This is a genomic window from Kitasatospora sp. NBC_01560 (assembly GCF_045208415.1).
Lineage (GTDB): Bacteria > Actinomycetota > Actinomycetes > Streptomycetales > Streptomycetaceae > Kitasatospora.
In genome coordinates this window covers 3,450,585-3,470,864 of the sequence record NZ_CP109364.1, presented here as the reverse complement: position 1 = coordinate 3,470,864, position 20,280 = coordinate 3,450,585, and the positions used below count along the sequence as shown (strand labels likewise).

General features: G+C 73.6%; 15 protein-coding genes. 10 read left to right on the top strand and 5 right to left on the bottom strand.

The window, feature by feature from the left end; translation table 11 throughout:
* The first annotated feature begins 147 nt into the window (after window positions 1-147).
* The 3 genes from OH807_RS14895 to OH807_RS14885 all read left to right on the top strand — a co-directional run bounded on the left by OH807_RS14895 (window position 148) and on the right by OH807_RS14885 (window position 2,999).
* The gene (locus OH807_RS14895) at window positions 148-1,644 is read left to right on the top strand and encodes an AAA family ATPase (RefSeq protein WP_406198628.1); all 1,497 of its coding nucleotides are present in this window, start codon (window positions 148-150) and stop codon (window positions 1,642-1,644) included.
* Entirely contained in the window at window positions 1,637-2,053 is a 417-nt protein-coding gene (locus tag OH807_RS14890) for a nucleotide pyrophosphohydrolase (protein WP_406198626.1), read from the top strand. The genes OH807_RS14895 and OH807_RS14890 overlap by 8 nt, the downstream gene beginning before the upstream one ends.
* Window positions 2,054-2,219: 166 nt before the next feature.
* The gene (locus OH807_RS14885) at window positions 2,220-2,999 is read left to right on the top strand and encodes a DUF6099 family protein (RefSeq protein WP_406198623.1); all 780 of its coding nucleotides are present in this window, start codon (window positions 2,220-2,222) and stop codon (window positions 2,997-2,999) included.
* Between the two features lie 357 nt (window positions 3,000-3,356).
* Here the strand turns inward: OH807_RS14885 and dapD are convergent, their stop codons facing one another.
* Window positions 3,357-4,346: a 2,3,4,5-tetrahydropyridine-2,6-dicarboxylate N-succinyltransferase gene (gene dapD / locus OH807_RS14880; RefSeq protein WP_406198620.1), complete on the bottom strand. Its 990-nt coding sequence runs from the start codon at window positions 4,344-4,346 to the stop codon at window positions 3,357-3,359.
* 171 nt (window positions 4,347-4,517) lie between these two features.
* Between dapD and OH807_RS14875 the strand changes: the two genes are divergently transcribed.
* From OH807_RS14875 to argF, 3 genes are all read left to right on the top strand, one after another.
* Complete coding sequence (locus tag OH807_RS14875; protein ID WP_406198618.1) at window positions 4,518-6,161, top strand: 3' terminal RNA ribose 2'-O-methyltransferase Hen1; 1,644 nt, start codon at window positions 4,518-4,520, stop codon at window positions 6,159-6,161.
* Window positions 6,158-8,824, top strand: coding sequence for a polynucleotide kinase-phosphatase (locus OH807_RS14870; RefSeq protein WP_406198616.1), 2,667 nt, complete (start codon window positions 6,158-6,160; stop codon window positions 8,822-8,824). The genes OH807_RS14875 and OH807_RS14870 overlap by 4 nt, the downstream gene beginning before the upstream one ends.
* 209 nt (window positions 8,825-9,033) lie before the next feature.
* Window positions 9,034-10,035, top strand: coding sequence for an ornithine carbamoyltransferase (gene argF / locus OH807_RS14865; RefSeq protein ID WP_406198614.1), 1,002 nt, complete (start codon window positions 9,034-9,036; stop codon window positions 10,033-10,035).
* Window positions 10,036-10,083: 48 nt separating this feature from the next.
* Here the strand turns inward: argF and OH807_RS14860 are convergent, their stop codons facing one another.
* The 3 genes from OH807_RS14860 to OH807_RS14850 form a co-directional block, all read right to left on the bottom strand.
* The gene (locus tag OH807_RS14860) at window positions 10,084-10,734 is read right to left on the bottom strand and encodes a superoxide dismutase family protein (protein WP_406198612.1); all 651 of its coding nucleotides are present in this window, start codon (window positions 10,732-10,734) and stop codon (window positions 10,084-10,086) included.
* Window positions 10,735-10,954: 220 nt separating this feature from the next.
* A complete protein-coding gene (locus OH807_RS14855; RefSeq protein WP_406198610.1) occupies window positions 10,955-11,368 on the bottom strand; it encodes a type II toxin-antitoxin system VapC family toxin in 414 nt (137 codons plus the stop codon).
* A gap of 135 nt (window positions 11,369-11,503) precedes the next feature.
* Window positions 11,504-11,854 carry a hypothetical protein gene (locus tag OH807_RS14850; protein WP_406198607.1) on the bottom strand — a complete coding sequence of 117 codons (351 nt, stop codon included), beginning with the start codon at window positions 11,852-11,854 and terminating at the stop codon, window positions 11,504-11,506.
* A gap of 29 nt (window positions 11,855-11,883) precedes the next feature.
* Between OH807_RS14850 and OH807_RS14845 the strand changes: the two genes are divergently transcribed.
* The 4 genes from OH807_RS14845 to OH807_RS14830 all read left to right on the top strand — a co-directional run bounded on the left by OH807_RS14845 (window position 11,884) and on the right by OH807_RS14830 (window position 17,541).
* A complete protein-coding gene (locus OH807_RS14845; RefSeq protein ID WP_406198605.1) occupies window positions 11,884-12,930 on the top strand; it encodes a hypothetical protein in 1,047 nt (348 codons plus the stop codon).
* Complete coding sequence (locus tag OH807_RS14840; RefSeq protein WP_406198603.1) at window positions 12,927-13,169, top strand: hypothetical protein; 243 nt, start codon at window positions 12,927-12,929, stop codon at window positions 13,167-13,169. The genes OH807_RS14845 and OH807_RS14840 overlap by 4 nt, the downstream gene beginning before the upstream one ends.
* A 253-nt stretch (window positions 13,170-13,422) precedes the next feature.
* Complete coding sequence (gene acnA / locus OH807_RS14835; protein ID WP_406198601.1) at window positions 13,423-16,068, top strand: aconitate hydratase AcnA; 2,646 nt, start codon at window positions 13,423-13,425, stop codon at window positions 16,066-16,068.
* A 165-nt stretch (window positions 16,069-16,233) separates the two neighbouring features.
* The gene (locus tag OH807_RS14830) at window positions 16,234-17,541 is read left to right on the top strand and encodes a glycoside hydrolase family 18 protein (protein WP_406198599.1); all 1,308 of its coding nucleotides are present in this window, start codon (window positions 16,234-16,236) and stop codon (window positions 17,539-17,541) included.
* A 72-nt stretch (window positions 17,542-17,613) separates the two neighbouring features.
* Here the strand turns inward: OH807_RS14830 and pepN are convergent, their stop codons facing one another.
* On the bottom strand, window positions 17,614-20,187 hold the full coding sequence (gene pepN / locus OH807_RS14825) for an aminopeptidase N (RefSeq protein ID WP_406198597.1): 2,574 nt from the start codon (window positions 20,185-20,187) through the stop codon (window positions 17,614-17,616).
* Window positions 20,188-20,280: the final 93 nt, after the last annotated feature.

Sequence of the window (20,280 nt, the reverse complement as noted above, 5' to 3'; positions counted from 1 at the left end):
GAGTTGGGCCGAGTTGGGCCGAGTGGCGCCGAGCCGGGCCGAGTGGCGCCGAGCGGTGTGTTCGCGCTCCCGGTGGGCCCGCCCCGTTGGGATGAATCTGCTGCGCAGGCACGTTTCTGCCGCCCGGGCGGCCGCTAACGTCGACGGGTGAACCGCGACGCCACCCGGCCCGCCGTGCCGGCCCGCCCCCGCCCGTGGACCTCGGACCCCGGCCGGCGGATCCCGGACCCCGCCCGGTGGGCCCCGGAGCCGGAGCGGCGGGTACCGGAGCCCGGGCGGCGAGCCCCGGACCAGGGGCCCGCCCCGGACCAGGGCCGGCCGGCCGCGCAGCGCCCCACCCTGGAGGAGCTGCGGCTCACCGCGTTCAAGTCCTACCGGCGGGCCACCCTGCCGCTGGCCCCCCTGACGGTGCTCCACGGACCGGCGGGCGTCGGCAAGTCCAACGCCCTCGACGCGCTCGCCGTCCTCTCCCGGCTCGCCCTCGGCGAGGAGATCACCGCCTCCCTCGACGGCCTCCCCGGCCGGCCCGGCCCCCTCGCGGCCCCGGTCCGCGGCGGCCTCGCCGGCTGCGTCCCGCACGGCCGCAACGCCCTCATCCTCGGCTGCACCGTCCGCTCCGCCGCCGGGCCGATCGGCCTCGAAGTCGTCATCCGCACCGACGGCCCGGTCCGGATCGCCCGCGAGCAGCTCACCCTCGACGGCCGGACCCTCGTCGAGACCGGCGAACAGGACCTCCGGCACCAGCGGACCAACGTCAGCTGGCACAACGACACCCGGCAGGGTGATATCCGGGCGCCCTTCCCCAACACCACCCTGATCACCGCGCAGCTGCCGCTGCGGGTCGCCGGCTCCTCGCCCGGCGAACGCCGGGTGCTCGCCGCGGCGGAACAGCTGCTCACGGCCCTGCGCGAGGTGTTCCCCGTCCACCCCGTGCCCACCCTGATGCGCGACTGGGCCCGCCCCGACCCGCAGGCCCGGCTGGTCAGCACCGCCGCCAACATCTCCGCCGTCATCGCCCGGCTCAGCACCGAGTGCGCCCGGCGCTTCGGCCAGCTGCTGCGCGTCGTCCAGTCCGCCGCCCCGCACCCGCTGCTCGGCCTCGACCTCGCCCGCCGTGGCACCGGCGCCGGCGAGCGCGTCCTCGCCGTCTTCGACGAGGGCGTCCTCGGCCGGACCGGCGCCGACCAGGCCTCCGACGGCATGCTGCGCCACCTCGCCTTCGCCGCGGTGCTGCTCACCGGCGCGGGCGTCCTGGACCTCGACGCGGCCGCCGAGGTGCCCTGGGCGCACCGGCAGCTCACCGTGCTCGCCGAGGATCTCGGCGCCGGGCTCGGCACCGACCAGGCCGCCTCGCTGCTCCGGCTCGCCCGCGACATGTCCGGGCGCAACCAGCTACGGCTCCTGGGCGCGCTCCAGGAGCCCGCCGCGGCCCGGGAGGCGTTCGGCGGAGCCGGCGAGCTGCCGGCGGGCGTCGCGCTGGTCGAGTGCCGGCGCGATCCCGGCTCCGGGCACACCGTGCTGCGCACCGAGACGGCCCGGGTACCGGCCCAGGGCGGGGCCCGGCCGGCCGGGCCGCCCGTCTCCCCGGCGGCCACCGGGGAGACGGGTGCCCGCACGCATGCGGTAGACCTGGAGGGTGAGTGAACGAGAGACGGACCAGGCCGGCCCGAGTCTGGAGGGCCTGCGGCAACGGCTGACGGCCTTCGCGGCGGCGCGCAGCTGGGAGCCCTTCCACACGCCGAAGAACCTGGCGGCGGCGCTGAGCGTGGAGGCCGGCGAGCTGCTGGAGATCTTCCAGTGGCTCACGCCCGAGCAGGCCGCCGCGGTGATGTCCGACCCGGACAGCGCGCACCGGGTGCGGGACGAGGTGGCCGACGTCCTCGCCTACCTGCTGCAGTTCTGCACGGCGGTCGGTGTCGACCCGCTGACCGCCCTGGACGCCAAGATCGACCGCAACGAGCGGCGCTTCCCGGTGCCCGGTGCGGAGGGCGGCGCGGACGGCGGTTCGGGCGTGGCTGCGGGGCCGGACGTCAATCGGGGAGTGACCGGGTAACCCCTGCGGGGGAAGGAAGTTGTCCACAGGCCCGGGTTTTCCACAGGCCCCGGGAAGGTGGCTGCGCCGATCCCTTTTCGCGCGCACGCTGTCGCCGTGACCAGGTGCCGGCACGGTCGGGCGACCGCGCCGGCACGGCGACAACGTGCGGAAGGAGCGGTGGCCGATGGAGGCACTGCGACTGATCAAGACGGCCCGGCACGCCCTGGCCGAGGCGAGGAACGTGCCGGACGTGCTGGCCGAGGCGCGGCAGGCCGCGCTGCTCACGGAGGCGGTCGGCGCCCGGCTCGCGGAGCTGGACGACGGTGAGCCGGCCGGTCTCGGGCAGCAGCTGGCGGAGGCCGGCAGCCATGCGGCCGGCTGCCTGGACCACGCGGCGGAGGAGTCGTCCGCCCTGTCGGGCCTGGGCTCCGGCGGGCGGGCCGGTCGGCTCACCGAGCTCGGCCCGCCCGCCCCGATGCTGGCCGGTCTCGGCGCGCTGCTGCGGGACGTCGGCGAGACGCTGGTCGTGCTGGCCTGCGGCGCCGACACCGAGAGCCTGTACTGGACGTGCATCGACGGGGTCGACGCGGCGGCCGACTGCCGGGATCTCGTGACCAGGCTGGCCGAGGCGGTCCAGCGGGCGGCCGGCGAGCCCGGGCGGGGGCCGGCGGAGCCCGCGGCGGCCGGCCCGCCGGCCCCGGCTCAGGTGTCGGAGGAGGAGAGGGCGGTCCTGGTGATCGGACTCGGTCCGCCGTCCGGCAGATCGGAGGCCCGGGGGCCGGGCGACTGCAGCGCCGCGAGGTCCGCGGACACCGAGGCGAGCAGTTCCTGCATCTGCTCCAGCAGGGTCTTCGGAAGGGTCGGCACCGCCGACGTGTCGGCAGTCGGTTGCTGCGGCCGGGCGGATGCCTCGGGCCAGGGTTCGGACATGGGCGGACCTCTTCGGATCGGCAGTGCGGTGTGAAGCGGGGGTGGTGGCCCGAGGGCCGCTACCGCCGCCGCTGCAACCAACGAACCGTCCACCGGCCGGTCACCGGGCACCACCCGATGCGGTCCAACTCCCGTCCGGGGTAAGCCTCCCGGGTGATCCGGGCTTGCCGTCGTCGAACCGGCTCGGCTAGGCCGGGCCGGGGGCGGGCCTGGGCGGGCTGCGCCGCTGCCGAACCGTGCCCCGCCGGCGGTCGGCAGCGGTCGGCGGAAGCAGTCGGCGGCAGCGGTCGGGGGCAGCAGCCGGGGGAAGGGGGCAGCGAAGGGGCCGGAGGACGCGGAAGGCCCCGGCGCCACAGGGGCGCCGGGGCCGGGACCTCGGAGAGGAGGGAGGTCAGTTGTGTGCGTGCAGCTCGGCGTTGAGGCCGCCCCAGGAGCCGGAGCGGGCGATGACCTCGACGGCGCCGGTCTGGGAGTTGCGGCGGAAGAGCAGGTTGTCCTGGCCGGACAGCTCCACGGCCTTCGCCACCTTGCCGTCCGGGGTGGTGACCCGGGTGCCGGCGGTGACGTAGAGGCCGGCCTCGACCACGCAGTCGTTGCCCAGCGAGATGCCGATGCCCGCGTTGGCGCCCAGCAGGCAGCGCTCGCCGACCGAGACGACCTGCTTGCCGCCACCCGACAGGGTGCCCATGATCGAGGCACCGCCGCCGATGTCGCTGTGGTCCCCGACCACGACACCCGCGCTGATCCGGCCCTCGACCATGGAGGTGCCCAGGGTGCCGGCGTTGAAGTTGACGAAGCCCTCGTGCATCACGGTGGTGCCGGTGGCGAGGTGGGCACCGAGCCGGACGCGGTCCGCGTGGGCGATGCGCACGCCCGACGGGGCGACGTAGTCGGTCATCCGCGGGAACTTGTCGATCCCGTAGACGGCGAGCTGGCCGCCCTGGGCGCGGACCGCCAGGCGGGCCTGCTCGACCTTGTCCACCTGGACGGGGCCGATGCTGGTCCACGCCACGTTGGCGAGCAGCCCGAAGACGCCGTCCAGGTTCTGGCCGTGCGGCTGGACCAGACGGTGGCTCAGCAGGTGCAGGCGCAGGTAGGCGTCGTGCGCGTCGATCGGCTTCTCGTCCAGCGAGGCGATCGTCGTGCGCACGGCGACCACCTCGACGCCGCGGCGCGCGTCGGTGCGCAGCGCCTCGGCCGCGCCGGCGCCGAGTTCGGCCTCGGCCTGTTCGGCGGTCAGCCGGACGGTGCCGGTCGGGCCGGGCTCGGCGGTCAGTGCGGGGGCGGGGTACCAGGTGTCCAGGACGGTGCCGTCGGCAGCGACGGTGGCCAGACCTGCGGCAACGGCGCCGCGTGCGAGGGAGGTGGGTTCTGCAGTCACACCGTGCACGTTAACGAATGCGGGCCCCCGGTGCCGAACACGCTCACCGTGCGGACAGGCCGACCGCTGCCCTCCGGTGGCGGCGCGCGGGCCCGCGGCGGGGCCGGTCCGCGGCCGGGCGCCCGCAAAACCCGGTGCCCGGGAGGCCACCACTCGGCAATACTCGGGCGGGTGTTCATGTCGATCTCCACCACCGCCACCGCCGACAGCCCGGCCACTGACCTGGGCTTTCTGCTGCACAAGCACCCGGACAGGGTGCAGCGCTTCTCGACGTCGCACGGCGAGGCCCACGTCTTCTATCCGGAGGCCGGCGAGGACGCCTGCACGGCCGCGCTGCTGCTCGACGTCGACCCGATCGCGTTGGTCCGCAAGGGCCGGGGCAAGGGTCGCGGCGGCTCGCCCGACTTCGCGCTCGCCCAGTACGTCAACGACCGCCCCTACGCCGCGTCCTCGCTGCTCGCGGTGGCGCTGCGGACGGTGTTCCGGACGGCGATGAAGGGCGTCTGCGAGGCACGCCCCGGGCTGGCGGAGCAGCCCCGGCCGTTGCGGATCGTGCTGCCCGCCGTGCCGGCCAACGGTGCCGGCGAGGGCGGCGGGGCGGGGATGGCGGGCCGGCTGTTCGAGCCGCTCGGCTGGCAGGTCGGAGCGGCGGCGATCCCCCTCGACGAGACGTTCCCCGAGTGGGGCGAGTCGCGCTACGTCCGGCTGGAGCTGTCGGCCACGGAGGTCCGCCTCGCGGACGCGCTCCAGCAGCTCTACGTGCTGCTGCCGGTGCTCGACGGCGCGAAGCACTACTGGGTCGCCCCGGACGAGGTCGACAAGCTGCTCGTGGCCGGTGAGGGCTGGCTGGCGGAGCACCCCGAGCAGGCCCTGATCGCGCGCCGCTACCTGTCCCGACGGTGGACGCTCACCCGGCGGGCGATGGAGCGGCTGGAGCTGGCCCGGCTGGCGGAGGCCGACGACCGCGAGGTCGAGGAGATCGACAACGCGGTCGACGACAGCACCGACAGCAGCGACAGCAGCGACGACGCCGGTGGCGCCGCCGACGTCACCGTCACCGACGCTGCCCGCACGGTCGTGGGGGAGCCCGCGGCGGAGAAGCCGGTCTCCCTGGCCGAGCAGCGCCGTGCGGCGATCCTGGCCGCGCTGCGCGAGGTCGGGGCGGCCCGGGTGGCCGACCTCGGCTGCGGGCAGGGCGAGCTGATCGGCGCGCTGCTCAAGGACACCGGGATCACCGAGGTCCTCGGCGTGGACGTGTCCGTACGGGCGCTGACCGTGGCCGCGCGCAAGCTGCGGCTGGAGCGGATGTCGGAGCGCCAGTCGGCCCGGGTCAAGCTGGTCCAGGGTGCGCTGACGTACACGGACACCCGGCTCACGGGCTTCGACGCGGCGGTGCTCTGCGAGGTGATCGAGCACCTGGACCTGCCCCGGCTGCCGGCGTTGGAGTACGCGGTGTTCGGCTCCGCCCGCCCGGCTGCCGTGGTGGTCACGACGCCCAACGCCGAGTACAACGTGCGCTGGGAGAGCCTGCCGGCCGGTCACGTCCGCCACGCCGACCACCGTTTCGAGTGGGGGCGGGCCGAGTTCCGCGCCTGGGCCGAGCGGGTCGCGGCGGCGTACGGCTACACCGTGGTGATCCGCCCGGTCGGCCCGGAGGACGAGGAGGTGGGGGCACCGACCCAGCTCGCCCTGTTCCGGATCGGCACCGCACCCGACCCCGGACCGGTCACCTCCGAACCGAGGACCGCAGAGACCACAGAGACCACAGAGACCACAGAGACCGCCACGACGCCCGAAGGGGGCGAGACCCGATGACCGACGACGCACAGTCCCCGAAGCTCACCACGGACGAGCCCTCCCCGGACGCCGGGACTCCTGACACCGGGACTCCTGACACCGGAGCCAGGCCCCGCCGGCTCCCGGTCACCGACGTCTCCCTCGTCGTCCTGATCGGCACCAGCGGCGCCGGCAAGTCCAGCTTCGCCCGTAAGCACTTCCTCCCCACCCAGGTGATCTCCTCCGACTTCTGCCGCGGCCTGGTGGCGGACGACGAGAACGACCAGTCGGCCTCCGCCGAGGCCTTCGACGTACTGCACTACATCGTCGGCAAGCGCCTCGCCGCCGGCCGGCTGACCGTCGTGGACGCCACCAACGTGCAGCAGGAGGCCCGGCGGCAGCTGATCCGGATCGCCCGCGAGCACGACGTGCTGCCGATCGCGATCGTCCTGGACGTCCCGCCGGGCATCTGCGCCGAGCGCAACCGGTCGCGTCCGGACCGGCAGCTGCCCGCGCACGTGGTCCCGCGCCAGAACCGCGAGCTGCGCCGCTCGCTGCGCGGCCTGGAGCGCGAGGGCTTCCGCAAGGTGCACGTCCTGCGCGGCGAGGCGGAGGTGACGGCCGCCGAGATCGTGCCGGAGAAGCGTTTCAACGACCTGCGCCACCTCACCGGGCCGTTCGACATCGTGGGCGACATCCACGGCTGCCGCTCCGAGCTGGAGACCCTGCTCACCCGCCTCGGTTACGTGCTGACCAGGGACGACGCCGGCCGCCCGGTGGACGCCGAGCACCCCGCGGGCCGCACCACCGTCTTCGTCGGCGACCTCGTCGACCGCGGCCCGGACACGCCGGGCGTGCTGCGCCTGGTGATGGGCATGGTGGCGGCCGGGCACGCGATCTGCGTGCCGGGCAACCACGAGAACAAGCTCGGCCGGGCGATGGACGGCAAGAAGGTCACCGCCTCGCACGGTCTCCAGGAGTCGCTGGACCAGCTGGCGGGGGAGTCGGAGGAGTTCCGCGCCGAGGTCCGGGCGTTCATGCGCGGTCTGGTCAGCCACTACCTGCTGGACGGCGGCGCCCTGGTGGTCTGCCACGCCGGTCTGCCGGAGAAGTACCACGGCCGGGCCTCCGGCCGGGTCCGCTCGCACGCGCTGTACGGGGACACCACCGGGGAGACCGACGAGTACGGCCTGCCGGTCCGTTACCCGTGGGCCGAGGAGTACCGCGGCCGGGCGCTGGTGGTCTACGGGCACACGCCGGTGCCGGCGGCGAGCTTCCTCAACAACACCATCTGCCTGGACACCGGCTGTGTCTTCGGCGGCAGCCTGACCGCGCTGCGTTACCCGGAGCGGGAGCTGGTGGGCGTCGAGGCCGAGCAGGAGTGGTACGCGCCGGTCCGCCCGCTGGCCACCGATGCGCCGGGAGCCCGTGAGGGCCGTCCGCTGGACCTCGCCGACGTGGCGGGCCGCCGGGTGGTGGAGACGGCGCTGCACGGCCGGGTCGCGGTGCGCGAGGAGAACGCGGCGGCCGCGCTGGAGGTGATGAGCCGGTTCGCGATCGACCCGCGGCTGCTCGCCTACCTGCCGCCGACCATGGCGCCCAGTGCGACCTCGCGCCGCCCCGGCTACCTGGAGCACCCGGAGGAGGCCTTCCTCGCCTACCGCGAGGACGGCGTCCGCGAGGTGATCTGCGAGGAGAAGCACATGGGCTCCCGCGCGGTGGTGCTGGTGGCCCGGGACGACGCGGCGCTGGAGCGCCGCTTCGGCCTGGCCGGGCCGGGGGCGGTCTGGACCCGCACCGGCCGGGCGTTCCTCGGGGACGACGCGCTCACGGCGGCCGTCCTGGGCCGGCTGCGGGCCGCGGCCGAGCGGTCCGGGCTCTTCGACGAACTGGACACCGGCTGGCTGCTGCTGGATGCCGAGCTGATGCCGTGGTCGCTGAAGGCCACCGAACTGCTGCGGCGCCAGTACGCGGCGGTCGGCGCGGCGGCGGGCGCGGCACTGCCGCAGGTGCTCGCCGCGCTGGAGCAGGCGGCCGGGCGCGGGCTCGACCTCGCCGGGGTGACGGCGCGCCAGCGGCAGCGGGCCGCCGACGCGGAGGCGTTCACCGTGGCGTACCGGCGGTACTGCTGGCCGACGGAGGGGCTGTCGGGCATCCGGCTGGCGCCGTTCCAGATCCTGGCCGCGGAGGGGGCGAACCTGGCGGTGCGCCCGCACGACGAGCACCTGGCCCTGATCGACCGGCTGGTCGGGGCGGACCACGAGGCCGAGCCGCAGGCGCCGGTCCTGCACCGCACCGGGCGGTTGCTGGTGGACACCGCGGACGAGGCGTCCGTCGCCGCCGGCGTCGCCTGGTGGGAGGAGCTGACCGGGGCCGGCGGCGAGGGCATGGTGGTCAAGCCGCTGGCGTCGACGGTCCGTGGCGGCGCGGGCGTGGGCCGGCCGGGCGGGCTGGTCCAGCCCGGCGTCAAGGTCCGTGGCCGCGAGTACCTGCGGATCATCTACGGCCCGGACTACACCGAGCACCTGGACGAGCTGCGCGGGCGGTTCCTGGGGCACAAGCGCTCACTGGCGCTGCGCGAGTACGCGCTCGGGATGGAGGCGCTGGACCGGCTGGCGGCCGGGGAGCCGCTGTGGCGGGTGCACGAGGCGGTGTTCGCGGTGCTCGCGCTGGAGTCGGAGCCGGTCGACCCCCGGCTCTGAGCCCGAACCCGGCCGGACCGGGGGCAGTGCGTGTCGGGCAGGGGCAGGGCCGGGGCACTGCGTGTCGGGCAGGGGCCCTGCGGCGTTTGCCGCAGGGCCCCGTACCGTTCTTGTTACCGCCAGGCAGCACGCCCGCCCTGCATAGAAATTCCGAGTATCGTATACAGTTGCCGCTTCCCGTTTCTGCCCCGTCACCCCAGGAGCCCGGCATGGCGTTCAATCTCCGGAACAGGCACTTCCTCAAGGAGCTCGACTTCACGCCCCAGGAGTTCCGCTTCCTGGTGGACCTCGCCGCCCAGCTCAAGGCGGCGAAGTACGCGGGCACCGAGCGCCCCCGGCTGCTCGGCAAGAACATCGCGCTGATCTTCGAGAAGACCTCCACCCGGACGCGCTGTGCCTTCGAGGTGGCCGCCCGCGACCAGGGTGCCACCACCACCTACCTGGACCCTTCCGGCTCGCAGATCGGCCACAAGGAGTCGGTCAAGGACACCGCGCGGGTGCTGGGCCGGATGTTCGACGGCATCGAGTACCGGGGCCACGGCCAGGCGGTCGTCGAGGAGCTGGCGGCGCACGCCGGCGTCCCGGTCTGGAACGGCCTCACCGACGAGTGGCACCCCACCCAGACGCTCGCCGACGTGCTGACCGTCCAGGAGAACACCGCCAAGCCGCTCACCGAGGTGGCCCTCGCCTACCTCGGTGACGCCCGCTCCAACATGGGCAACTCGCTGCTGGTGACCGGGGCCCTGCTCGGCATGGACATCCGGATCGTCGCACCCCGCGCGCTCTGGCCCGCCGAGGACGTGCAGAAGACGGCGCAGGAGCTCGCCGTGACGACCGGCGCCCGGATCACCCTCACCGAGGACGTCGACGCGGGCGTGGCCGGCGCCGACTTCCTCTACACCGACGTGTGGGTCTCGATGGGCGAGCCCAAGGAGGTCTGGGCCGAGCGGATCGCGCTGCTCAAGCCGTACCAGGTGTCGATGGACACCGTCCGGGCCACCGGCAACCCGGTCGTCCGGTTCCTGCACTGCCTGCCGGCCTTCCACGACCTCGGCACGGTGGTCGGCCGGCAGATGTTCGAGGCGACCGGGATGGCCGAGCTGGAGTGCACCGACGAGCTGTTCGAGTCCGAGTACTCCGTCGTGTTCGACCAGGCGGAGAACCGCCTGCACACCATCAAGGCCGTCCTGGTCGCCACCCTGGGGTCCTGAAGGTCGTTCCGGGAGGCCCCGGTGGGCCGGGCCCGCTCCTCCCGGGCCTCACCGCTCCAGCTTCACGCAGGCGGCCCGGTCGCCCGCGGCGTGCGCGCCGGCCGGGCTGCCGGCGTGCAGCACCAGCGAGCGGGCCTCGCCCGGCCGCGGCTGCCAGGCCACGGCGGCGGCCGCGCTGCCGTCGCCCCGGTGGTCGGTGCGCAGCGTGAGCCGCAGCTCGTTGCGGTCGTTGGCGTAGGCGGGGTCGGCCGAGGGGCGGACCGGGTCCACGGCGTCCTGGTAGTGCGGGCCGGAGGTGGCCGGGTCGGCTCCGCAGGAGCCGGTGTGCAGGTGCACCGGGAACTCGTGGTCGGGCGCGAGCCCGGCCCCCGTGAGCGTCAGCACGGTCCGTCCGGGCCGGGTCCGGTCGACCACCACCCGGACGTGCGAGCCGTACGGCACCAGGTCCGGTGCGTGGCTGATCGCGGTCGGCGGGACGAAGGCGGTGGCCGGGTCGAAGTCGGCCTCGACGACCGAGACCGGAGAGTCGGCCGAGACCGGAGGGTCGGCCGGAGCCTGGGAGCCGGCCGGGGCCGGCGCGGAGACCGGGAACGGCCCGCGCGGGGAGTCGGCCGGGGTCGGCGGGCCGGCCGGGCCGGGCGCGGCGGCGGTGGCCAGCAGGGCGAACGGGAGCAGGGCGGCGGCGAACGGAGCGGACATCGGCGGACCTTCCGGAGGCGGTGCGGCGGACGCACTGCTCAACGGCCTCCGCCCCCCGCCGGACACCCCCGGAGTCTCCCGGGCACCCCCGGCCCCCGCCGGACGCTCCCCGGGCACCCCGGGCACCCCGGGCACCCCGGGCACCCCGGGCACCCCGGGCACCCCGGGCACCCCGGGCACCCCGGGCACCGGCCTCGCGCCGGACGCGGCGGGAGCGCGCCTACGCCGGGCGGGGTGCGGCCCCGATGCCCCGGATCTCGCAGCGCGGACCGCTCGCCCGCATCAGCCGCAGGTCCGCCGTGACGAGTGGCGCCCCGAACCGTTCGGCGACGGCGACGTACGCGGCGTCGTCCGGCGTGAGGTTGTCCTTCAGCTCCCAGATCCGGTCGAGCAGTTCCACCACCTCGACCTTGCGGATCGCCAGCCCGGGCAGCCGGGCGGCGAGTTCGCCGACCCGTTCGGCGGTCAGCTCCTTGGCCAGGTAGAGGCCGCGCAGCGACTGCATCACCTCGATGACGATGTGCTCGGGGGCCACCCACTCGCCGCCCGCCTCCAGTGCGGCCCGGGCCGCCACGCCGCGCTCGCCCTCGTCGGCCAGTGCGAGCACCAGCGCGGACGCGTCCACCACGATCATCAGTCGGCTCCCGGCCTGTCCCAGTCTGTTCCGGCGTGTCGGATCACCGGCCACCGTACCCGGCGGGTGGACGGGCCCGCCCGCGCGAAGGGCCCCGCCGGGCTGCCGGCCCGGGCCGGCAGCTCAGCCGGCGGCTCAGCGGGCGAAGGCCAGCAGCCCCGCCAGCACCGAGGCCGCGTTGGCCGTCCCGGCGGCGGCCCAGGGCAGCGGTTCGCCCAGGCGCAGCCCGGTGAGCGGGCGCAGCAGCGCCGCCTCGACCGCGCAGACCGTGATCTCGCCGACCGCGAACGCGGTCCAGTACGCTGCGGCGGACCCGCCGGCGCACCTGCTCAGTGACCACCAGAGCAACGGGTGCGTCGCCAGGTTGACCAGGACGGCGGCTGTCGCCGCCCGGGCCGGGCGGATGCCGCCGGCCCGGGTGAGGGCGGCGGTGTAGAGCGGTGTCTCGACCAGCAGGGTGAGGGCGAGGGCCGGGGGATAGGGCACGGCGGGATCGTGCCACGGGGAGGGGGAGCGTGGCCATCGCCACCGTGGAAGGGGCGGCCGTCCGGTCGTCCGCCGGTCCGGCCGTCCGGCTGGGGGCCGCGCCGTCGGCCGGGTTCGTGCTGGCGGCGGCCCTGGCGCTGGTGCTCGCACTGCGGGTGCCGGCCGGGCTGGCGGTGGTCGGCCTGGCCGCGTTCGGGGTGCTGCACAACGTGCTGGAGCTGCGCTACGTGGCGGGCCGCTTCGCGGCCGTGCTGGCGGGGCCGCTGCTCCGGCTGCTGCTGGTCCTGGTGACCGGCATCGTGTGCTGCCGGCTGGTGCCGCCCTCGCTGGTGCCGCACCCGGTGGCGCAGCGGGCGGAGATCCTGCTGGCGTACGGGCTGCTGGCCGCCGCCTGCTGGTCGGGGCTGCGCCGCCGTCCGCTGCTGCTGGCGGGGAGCGGGGCGGTGCTGGCGGTGGCCGCGTCGGCCTCGCTGGCGTTCCCGGCGTACCACTTCGTGGTGCTGGCGCACCTGCACAACGTGGTGCCGCTGCTGTTCCTCTGGGAGTGGTCGCGGCGGCTGGTGCGCGGCCGGGCGGTCTTCCTGGGGCTGCAGTGCGGCTGGGTGCTGCTGGTGCCGGCCCTGCTGCTGGCCGGGGTGCTGGACGGCTGGCTGGCGCCGGGGACGGGTCTGACGGCGAAGCTGGCGGTGACGTACACCCCGCCGACGTGGCTGACGCCGGGGGTGGGGCTGCGCTTCCTGGCGGTGTTCGCCTTCCTCCAGTCGATGCACTACGTGGTCTGGGTGTGGTTCCTGCCGCGGTACGCGCCGGACGCGACCGGCGTCTTCGAGCGGCGGCTGCCGGCGCTGCGCGGCGGTCGGGCCTGGCTGCTGGGGGCGGTGGCGGGGGGCCTGCTGGCGGTGCTGTTCGCGGCGGACTACGCCCAGGGCCGGACGCTGTACGCGGCGCTGGCCAGCTACCACGCCTACCTGGAGTTCCCCGTCCTGTTGATGCTCGTCCTCGGCCTGGGGGAGGCCCGGACCGTTCCACCGCTTCCGACGCCCACCGATCCGCCGCTCACCAAGGAGTCCCCATGATGACCGTCCTGCCGTCCCTGCACTCGCTGTCCTCCCCCCACGCCCTGCCGCCCCTGCCGCCGTTGCCGCCGGCGTCCGCCGTCCTGACGTCCGCCGGCCCGCTGGCGGACGTCGCGCCCGAGCCGGGCGGTTCCGGGGGGTCGCTGGTGGTGGTGCTGCTGGTGGCCGCCGCGGTGGTGGCGGGGGCGGTCTGGCTGATCCGGCTGGAGCGGAAGAAGCGCGGTCCCGACGGGCGGTGAGGGGCTCCCCGACGCGCGCTCCGGCGGTCCCGCACGGTAGACAGGGGGAGGGGCATGCCTGCGGTGGTGTCCGCGGCGCCATGCACTATGGTTTATCTCGACATCGAGATAACTGCCCCTTACTATATATCTCGACATCAAGATACTTGCCGAGAGGCGCTCACCGGCGGTGCGGGCAAGGTAAGCCTAAGTAAGGCTGACCTTACCACCGTGGCGGCCGGATACCGCACGAAGCACCTAGAAGGAGTCAGTCGTGTCCGCGAACAGCTTCGACGCCCGCAGCTCGCTGCAGGTGGGCGACGAGTCGTACGAGATCTTCAAGCTCTCCGCCGTCGAGGGTTCCGAGCGGCTGCCGTACAGCCTCAAGGTGCTGCTGGAGAACCTGCTCCGCACCGAGGACGGCGCCAACATCACCGCCGACCACATCCGCGCCCTGGGCAACTGGGACGCCACGGCGCAGCCGAGCCAGGAGATCCAGTTCACGCCCGCCCGCGTGATCATGCAGGACTTCACCGGCGTGCCCTGCGTGGTCGACCTCGCCACCATGCGCGAGGCCGTCAAGGAGCTCGGCGGCGACCCGGCCAAGATCAACCCGCTGGCCCCGGCCGAGCTGGTCATCGACCACTCCGTCATCGCCGACAAGTTCGGCACCCCGGACGCCTTCGTCCAGAACGTCGAGATCGAGTACGGCCGCAACAAGGAGCGCTACCAGTTCCTGCGCTGGGGCCAGACCGCGTTCGACGAGTTCAAGGTCGTCCCGCCGGGCACCGGCATCGTCCACCAGGTCAACATCGAGCACCTGGCCCGCACGGTCATGGTCCGCAACGGCCAGGCCTACCCGGACACCTGCGTCGGCACCGACTCGCACACCACCATGGTCAACGGCCTGGGCGTGCTGGGCTGGGGCGTCGGCGGCATCGAGGCCGAGGCCGCGATGCTCGGCCAGCCGGTCTCCATGCTGATCCCGCGCGTGGTCGGCTTCAAGCTCAACGGCCAGCTGCCGGCCGGCACCACCGCCACCGACCTGGTGCTCACCATCACCGAGATGCTGCGCAAGCACGGTGTGGTCGGCAAGTTCGTCGAGTTCTACGGCGAGGGCGTCACCGCGATCCCGCTGGCGAACCGCGCCACCATCGGCAACATGTCGCCGGAGTTCGGCTCGACCTGTGCGATCTTCCCGATCGACGGCGAGACCATCAACTACCTGAAGCTCACCGGCCGCAGCGAGCAGCAGCTCGCCCTGGTCGAGGCGTACGCCAAGGAGCAGGGCCTCTGGCACGACGCGGCCGTCGAGCCGGTCTACTCCGAGTACCTGGAGCTGGACGTCTCCACCGTCGTCCCGTCGATCTCCGGCCCGAAGCGCCCGCAGGACCGCGTGATCCTGGCCGAGGCCGCCGAGCGGTTCGCCGAGGCGCTGCCGACCTACTCGGCCGAGGCCTCGAAGCCGACCGCGGTGACCGCCCCCGACGGTTCGAGCTACGAGATCGACAACGGCGCGGTCGTGATCGCCTCGATCACCTCCTGCACCAACACCTCCAACCCCTCCGTCATGCTGGGCGCCGCCCTGCTGGCGAAGAAGGCCGTGGAGCGTGGCCTGACGGTCAAGCCGTGGGTCAAGACCACCCTGGCCCCCGGGTCCAAGGTCGTCATGGACTACTACGAGAAGGCCGGCCTGCTCCCGTACATGGAGAAGCTGGGCTTCAACCTGGTCGGCTACGGCTGCGTCACCTGCATCGGCAACTCGGGCCCGCTGCCCGAGGAGGTCTCGGCCGCGGTGAACGAGGCCGACCTGGCCGTCGTCTCGGTGCTCTCCGGCAACCGCAACTTCGAGGGCCGGATCAACCCCGACGTCAAGATGAACTACCTGGCCTCCCCGCCGCTGGTGGTCGCCTACGCCCTCGCCGGCAACATGAACGTCGACATCACCAAGGACGCGCTGGGCCAGGACGCCGACGGCAACGACGTCTTCCTCGCCGACATCTGGCCGTCCGAGCAGGAGGTCGCCGACACCGTCGCCGGCTCCATCGACGAGGCCATGTTCGAAAAGGGCTACCAGGACGTCTTCGCCGGCGACCACCGCTGGCAGTCGCTGCCCGTCCCGACCGGCAACACCTTCGAGTGGGACGCCGAGTCCACCTACGTCCGCAAGCCCCCGTACTTCGAGGGCATGGCCAAGACCCCGAGCCCGGTGACCGACATCGCCGGTGCCCGCGTCCTGGCCAAGCTGGGCGACTCGGTCACCACCGACCACATCTCCCCGGCCGGCAACATCAAGCCGGGCACCCCGGCGGCGCAGTACCTGACCGCCAACGGTGTGGAGAAGCGCGACTTCAACTCGTACGGCTCGCGCCGTGGCAACCACGAGGTGATGATCCGCGGCACCTTCGCCAACATCCGCCTGCGCAACCAGATCGCGCCGGGCACCGAGGGCGGCTACACCCGCGACTTCACCCAGGCCGACGCGCCGGTGTCGTTCATCTACGACGCCTCGCAGAACTACCAGGCCGCCGGCACCCCGCTGGTCGTCCTGGCCGGCAAGGAGTACGGCTCCGGCTCGTCCCGCGACTGGGCCGCCAAGGGCACCGCGCTGCTCGGCGTGAAGGCCGTCATCGCCGAGTCCTACGAGCGCATCCACCGCTCGAACCTGATCGGCATGGGCGTCCTCCCGCTGCAGTTCCCGGAGGGCGAGAACGCCGAGTCCCTCGGCCTGACCGGCGAGGAGACCTTCTCCTTCACCGGCGTGACCGAGCTCAACGAGGGCCGCACCCCGAAGACCGTCAAGGTCAAGGCCGGGGACAAGGAGTTCGACGCGGTCGTCCGCATCGACACCCCCGGTGAGGCGGACTACTACCGCAACGGCGGCATCCTGCAGTACGTGCTGCGCAGCCTGATCGGCTAGTCGCAGCGGCCGGTCAAGCGGCTGCAAACATCAGGTCAACAGGAGGCCGGATCGCGTTCGCGCGGTCCGGCCTCTTGTATGTCCCGATCAAATGGACTAAACCTCTGTTTCAGCTTGGTCCAGACCATTTGACGCTGACTCAGAGAAAGCCGCAGGTCTTCTCCCATGCGCATGCTCAGTCGCACCGCCGCCCTCATCGCCGCCGCCACGGTGGCCGCCGCCCTCGCGGCCCCCACGGCCCAGGCCCACGACCGTGACCACGGCCCGAAGCTGAAGGGGCAGCGGGTCGGCTACTTCACCCAGTGGGGCGCCGACAGCTCCGCGAAGCGGGTGCAGGAGTCCGGCCAGGCCGGGAAGCTCACCGTCATCAACTACGCCTTCGGCAACGTCTCCGCCGAGGGCACCTGCTTCGAGAGCAACGAGGCCGGCCAGGGCGACGCCCTGAACGACTACCAGCGCCCGTTCTCCGCCGCCGAGTCGGTGGACGGTGTCGCCGACCGCGCCGACCAGAAGCTCAAGGGCCACTTCAACCAGCTGCGCAAGCTCAAGGCCGAGAACCCGCAGCTGAAGACGGTGATCTCGCTCGGCGGGTGGAGCTGGTCCAAGTACTTCTCGGACGCCGCCGCCACCGACGAGTCCCGCAAGAAGTTCGTCTCCTCCTGCCTCGACCTGTACATCAAGGGCAACCTGCCGCAGCTCGGCACCGCCGAGGGCGGCAAGGGCGTGGCCGCCGGCGTCTTCGACGGCATCGACCTCGACTGGGAGTACCCCGGCGGCGGCGGTGACGGCGGCAACGTCGTGCGCCCCGAGGACGGCCACAACTTCACCCTGCTGGTGCAGGAGTTCCGCCGTCAGCTGGACCAGCTCAGCGGCCGCAAGGGCCCGCACTACCTGCTGACCGCGGCCGTGGCCGCCAACGAGACCGTCGCCGCGCGGCTGGAGCTGCCCAGGCTCTCGCGCTCCATCGACTGGCTCAACCTGATGACCTACGACCTGCACGGCCCCTGGGAGGGCACCGGCCCGGCCAACCACCAGGCCAACCTCTACTCCGACCCGACCGACCCGGAGCCGCGGCAGCGCAGTGCCGACAAGGCGGTCGACTTCTACGCCGAGCACGGCCTGCCGGGCGAGCAGATCGTCCTCGGCGTGCCGTTCTACGGCCACGGCTGGACCGGCGTGCAGGCCGGGAAGCGCGGCGGCCTGTACCAGCCGGCCACCGCGGCGACCCCCGACTACACCTACAACCAGATCGCCGCCCTGCCGGGCAAGGTCTACACCGACCGCGACCACGGCGCGAGCTGGAAGTACGACGGCACCAACTTCTACAGCTACGACAACGCCGAGGTGCTCACCCAGAAGGCCCGCTACACCCGCTGGAACGACCTGGGCGGCGTGATGGTCTGGTCGCTGGACGGCGACGACGCGCAGGGCAGCGGGATCGCCGCCCTGGACCGCGGCCTCCAGCGCGGCTGACCGGGGAACGGCCGGGGCCCCGCCGCGATCGCTCGCGGCGGGGCCCCCGTGGTGCTGCGGTGCCGCGGGGGCTCAGGCGCGGTCGCAGGCCTGCGCCCGCAGCGCCCGGGCCAGGTCGTCCCGGCGCTCCAGCACCAGCCGGCGCAGCGCGGGCGCCGCGCCCGGGTGGCCGGTCAGCCAGGCGTCCGTCTCGGCCAGCGTCGCCTCGCTGATCTGTGCGTGCGGGAAGAAGCCGCCGACGATCCGCATCGCGATCTCGATGCTCCGCTCGGACCAGATCCGCTCCAGCAGCTTGAAGTACGGCGCCGCGTACAGCGAGGTGAGGTCGCGGTGCGCGGGCAGCGCGAAGCCCGCGATGTTGGCCTCGACCAGGGCGTTGGGCAGCTCCTCCGAGTCCACCACGGCCGACCAGGCGGCGGCCTTCGCCTCGGGCGTCGGCCGGGCCGCCAGGCACAGCGTGTACTGGCGCTTGCCGCCCGCGGTGTTGTCGGCCTTCAGCTCCCCGGCCAGCTCGTCGTCGGCGGCCTGGCCGGCCGCGGACAGCGCCAGCCAGAGCGCCCAGCGCAGCTCCTGGTCCACGTCCAGGCCGTCGATCCGGGCGGTGCCGGCCAGCAGGCCGCGGACCAGGCCGAGGTGCTCGGAGCCGTTGGCGGTCTGCGCCAGGAAACGCGCCCAGGCCAGCTGGTGGTCGCTGCCGGGAGCGGCGGCGCGCAGCTCGCGCAGCGCGCCGTCGGCCAGCAGCCGGCCGCCCTCGCCGCGCCAGGCCGGGTCCGCGTAGAGGTCGACGGCGCCCTTGGCCTGGGTGTGCAGCGACTGCAGCACGCCGATGTTGGCCTCCTGCCCGGCGAAGCGCAGCACCAGGTCCACGTAGTCGCGGGCCGGCATCAGGCCGTCGCGGGTGAGGTTCCAGACGGCGGACCAGGAGAGCGCCCGGGCCAGGTCGTCGCCGATGTCGCCGAGGCCGGCGCGCAGGGTCTCCAGCGACTCGGCGTCGAAGCGGATCTTGCAGTACGTCAGGTCGTCGTCGTTGAGCAGCACCAGTGCGGGCCGCGGGCGGCCGGCCGCCGCGGCGACGACGGTGCGGGCACCGGTCACGTCCAGTTCGATCCGGTCGGTGCGCACCAGCGAGCCGTCGTCGCCGCGGTCGTAGAGGCCGACCGCGATCCGGTGCGGGCGCAGGGTGGTGCCGTTGCCCGCGTCCTGGAGGACGGCGAGCTCGGTGATCCGGCCGGCGGCGTCGACGGTGACCTCGGGGGTCAGCGAGTTGACGCCGGAGGTCTGCAGCCAGGCGGCGGCCCAGGAGGTGAGGTCGCGGCCGCTGGTCTCCTCCAGGACGTCCAGCAGGTCCTTGAGCTCGGTGTTGCCGAAGGCGTGCCGCTGGAAGTACCGGCGGGCGCCCTCGAAGAAGGCCTCCGCGCCGACGTACGCCACCAGCTGCTTGAGCACCGAGGCGCCCTTGGCGTAGGTGATGCCGTCGAAGTTGAGCTTGGCGTCCTCCAGGTCCCGGATGTCCGCGGTGATCGGGTGCGTGGTCGGGAACTGGTCCTGCCGGTAGGCCCAGGCCTTGCGCTGGTTGGCGAAGGTGATCCAGGCGGAGGAGTACCGGGTGCGGGCGCCGATCAGCGCGTAGGAGCCCATGAAGTCGGCGAAGGACTCCTTCAGCCAGAGGTCGTCCCACCAGCGCATGGTGACGAGGTCGCCGAACCACATGTGCGCCATCTCGTGCAGGATGACGTTGGCCCGGCCCTCGTACGCGGCGTCGGTGACCTTCGAGCGGAAGACGAACTCCTCGCGGAAGGTGACGCAGCCCGGGTTCTCCATCGCGCCGATGTTGTACTCGGGGACGAACGCCTGGTCGTACTTGCCGAACGGGTACGGGTAGTCGAACTCCTCGTGGAAGAAGTCCAGCCCGAGCTTGGTCACGCCGAGGATCTCGTCCGCGTCGAAGTACGGCGCGAGCGACTTGCGGCACAGCGCGGAGAGCGGGATCTCCAGCACGGTGCCGTCGGCGAGCGTGCGGCTGTAGTGGTCGCGGACCACGTGGTACGGCCCGGCCACGACGGCGGTGAGGTAGGTGGAGATCGGCCGGGTCGGCGCGAACTGCCAGGTGCGGGCGTCGCCCTCGTCGGTGACCTCGGTGTGCACCGCGTTGGACCGGACGTCCCAGGCCGCCGGGGCGGTCACGGTGAAGGTGAACGGCGCCTTCAGGTCGGGCTGCTCGAAGGTGGCGAACACCCGGCGGGCGTCGGCCGGCTCGTAGTGGGTGTAGAGGTAGGTCTCGCCGTCGACCGGGTCGGTGAACCGGTGCAGGCCCTCGCCGGTGCGGCTGTACGCGCAGTCGGCGTCGATCACCAGCACGTTCTCCGCGGCGAGGCCGTCGACGTGCACCCGGGCGCCGTCGAAGGCGGTGGCCGGGTCGAGCGTGCGGCCGTTCAGGGTGACCGCGCGGACGCCGGACGCCAGCAGGTCGAGGAAGGTCGCGGCGCCCGGTTCGGTGCAGCGGAACGCCACGGTGGTGGTGGAGCGGAAGGTCGCGGCCGCCGGGTCGGGGGCCGAGGTCACGTCCAGCCGGACCTGGTAGCTGTCCACGGCCAGGATGCTGGCCCGCTGCTGGGCTTCGTCGCGGCTCAGGTTCTTGCCCGGCACGGCGGTACTCCTTTGTCCGGCTCGCACGGTGGTGCGCTCTTCGCTGGTCGGATCGGTGCTGCGCGTTGTGGTGCTGCGGGGGCATCCTTTCAC

Excerpts from the sequence above, each read along its gene's own strand:
- OH807_RS14860 (WP_406198612.1), bottom strand. The coding sequence starts at position 10,734 with ATGTCCGCTCCGTTCGCCGCCGCCCTGCTCCCGTTCGCCCTGCTGGCC.
- argF (WP_406198614.1), top strand. The coding sequence starts at position 9,034 with ATGGCGTTCAATCTCCGGAACAGGCACTTCCTCAAGGAGCTCGACTTC.
- OH807_RS14855 (WP_406198610.1), bottom strand. The coding sequence starts at position 11,368 with ATGATCGTGGTGGACGCGTCCGCGCTGGTGCTCGCACTGGCCGACGAG.
- OH807_RS14830 (WP_406198599.1), top strand. The coding sequence starts at position 16,234 with ATGCGCATGCTCAGTCGCACCGCCGCCCTCATCGCCGCCGCCACGGTG.
- OH807_RS14840 (WP_406198603.1), top strand. The coding sequence starts at position 12,927 with ATGATGACCGTCCTGCCGTCCCTGCACTCGCTGTCCTCCCCCCACGCC.
- OH807_RS14870 (WP_406198616.1), top strand. The coding sequence starts at position 6,158 with ATGACCGACGACGCACAGTCCCCGAAGCTCACCACGGACGAGCCCTCC.
- OH807_RS14885 (WP_406198623.1), top strand. The coding sequence starts at position 2,220 with ATGGAGGCACTGCGACTGATCAAGACGGCCCGGCACGCCCTGGCCGAG.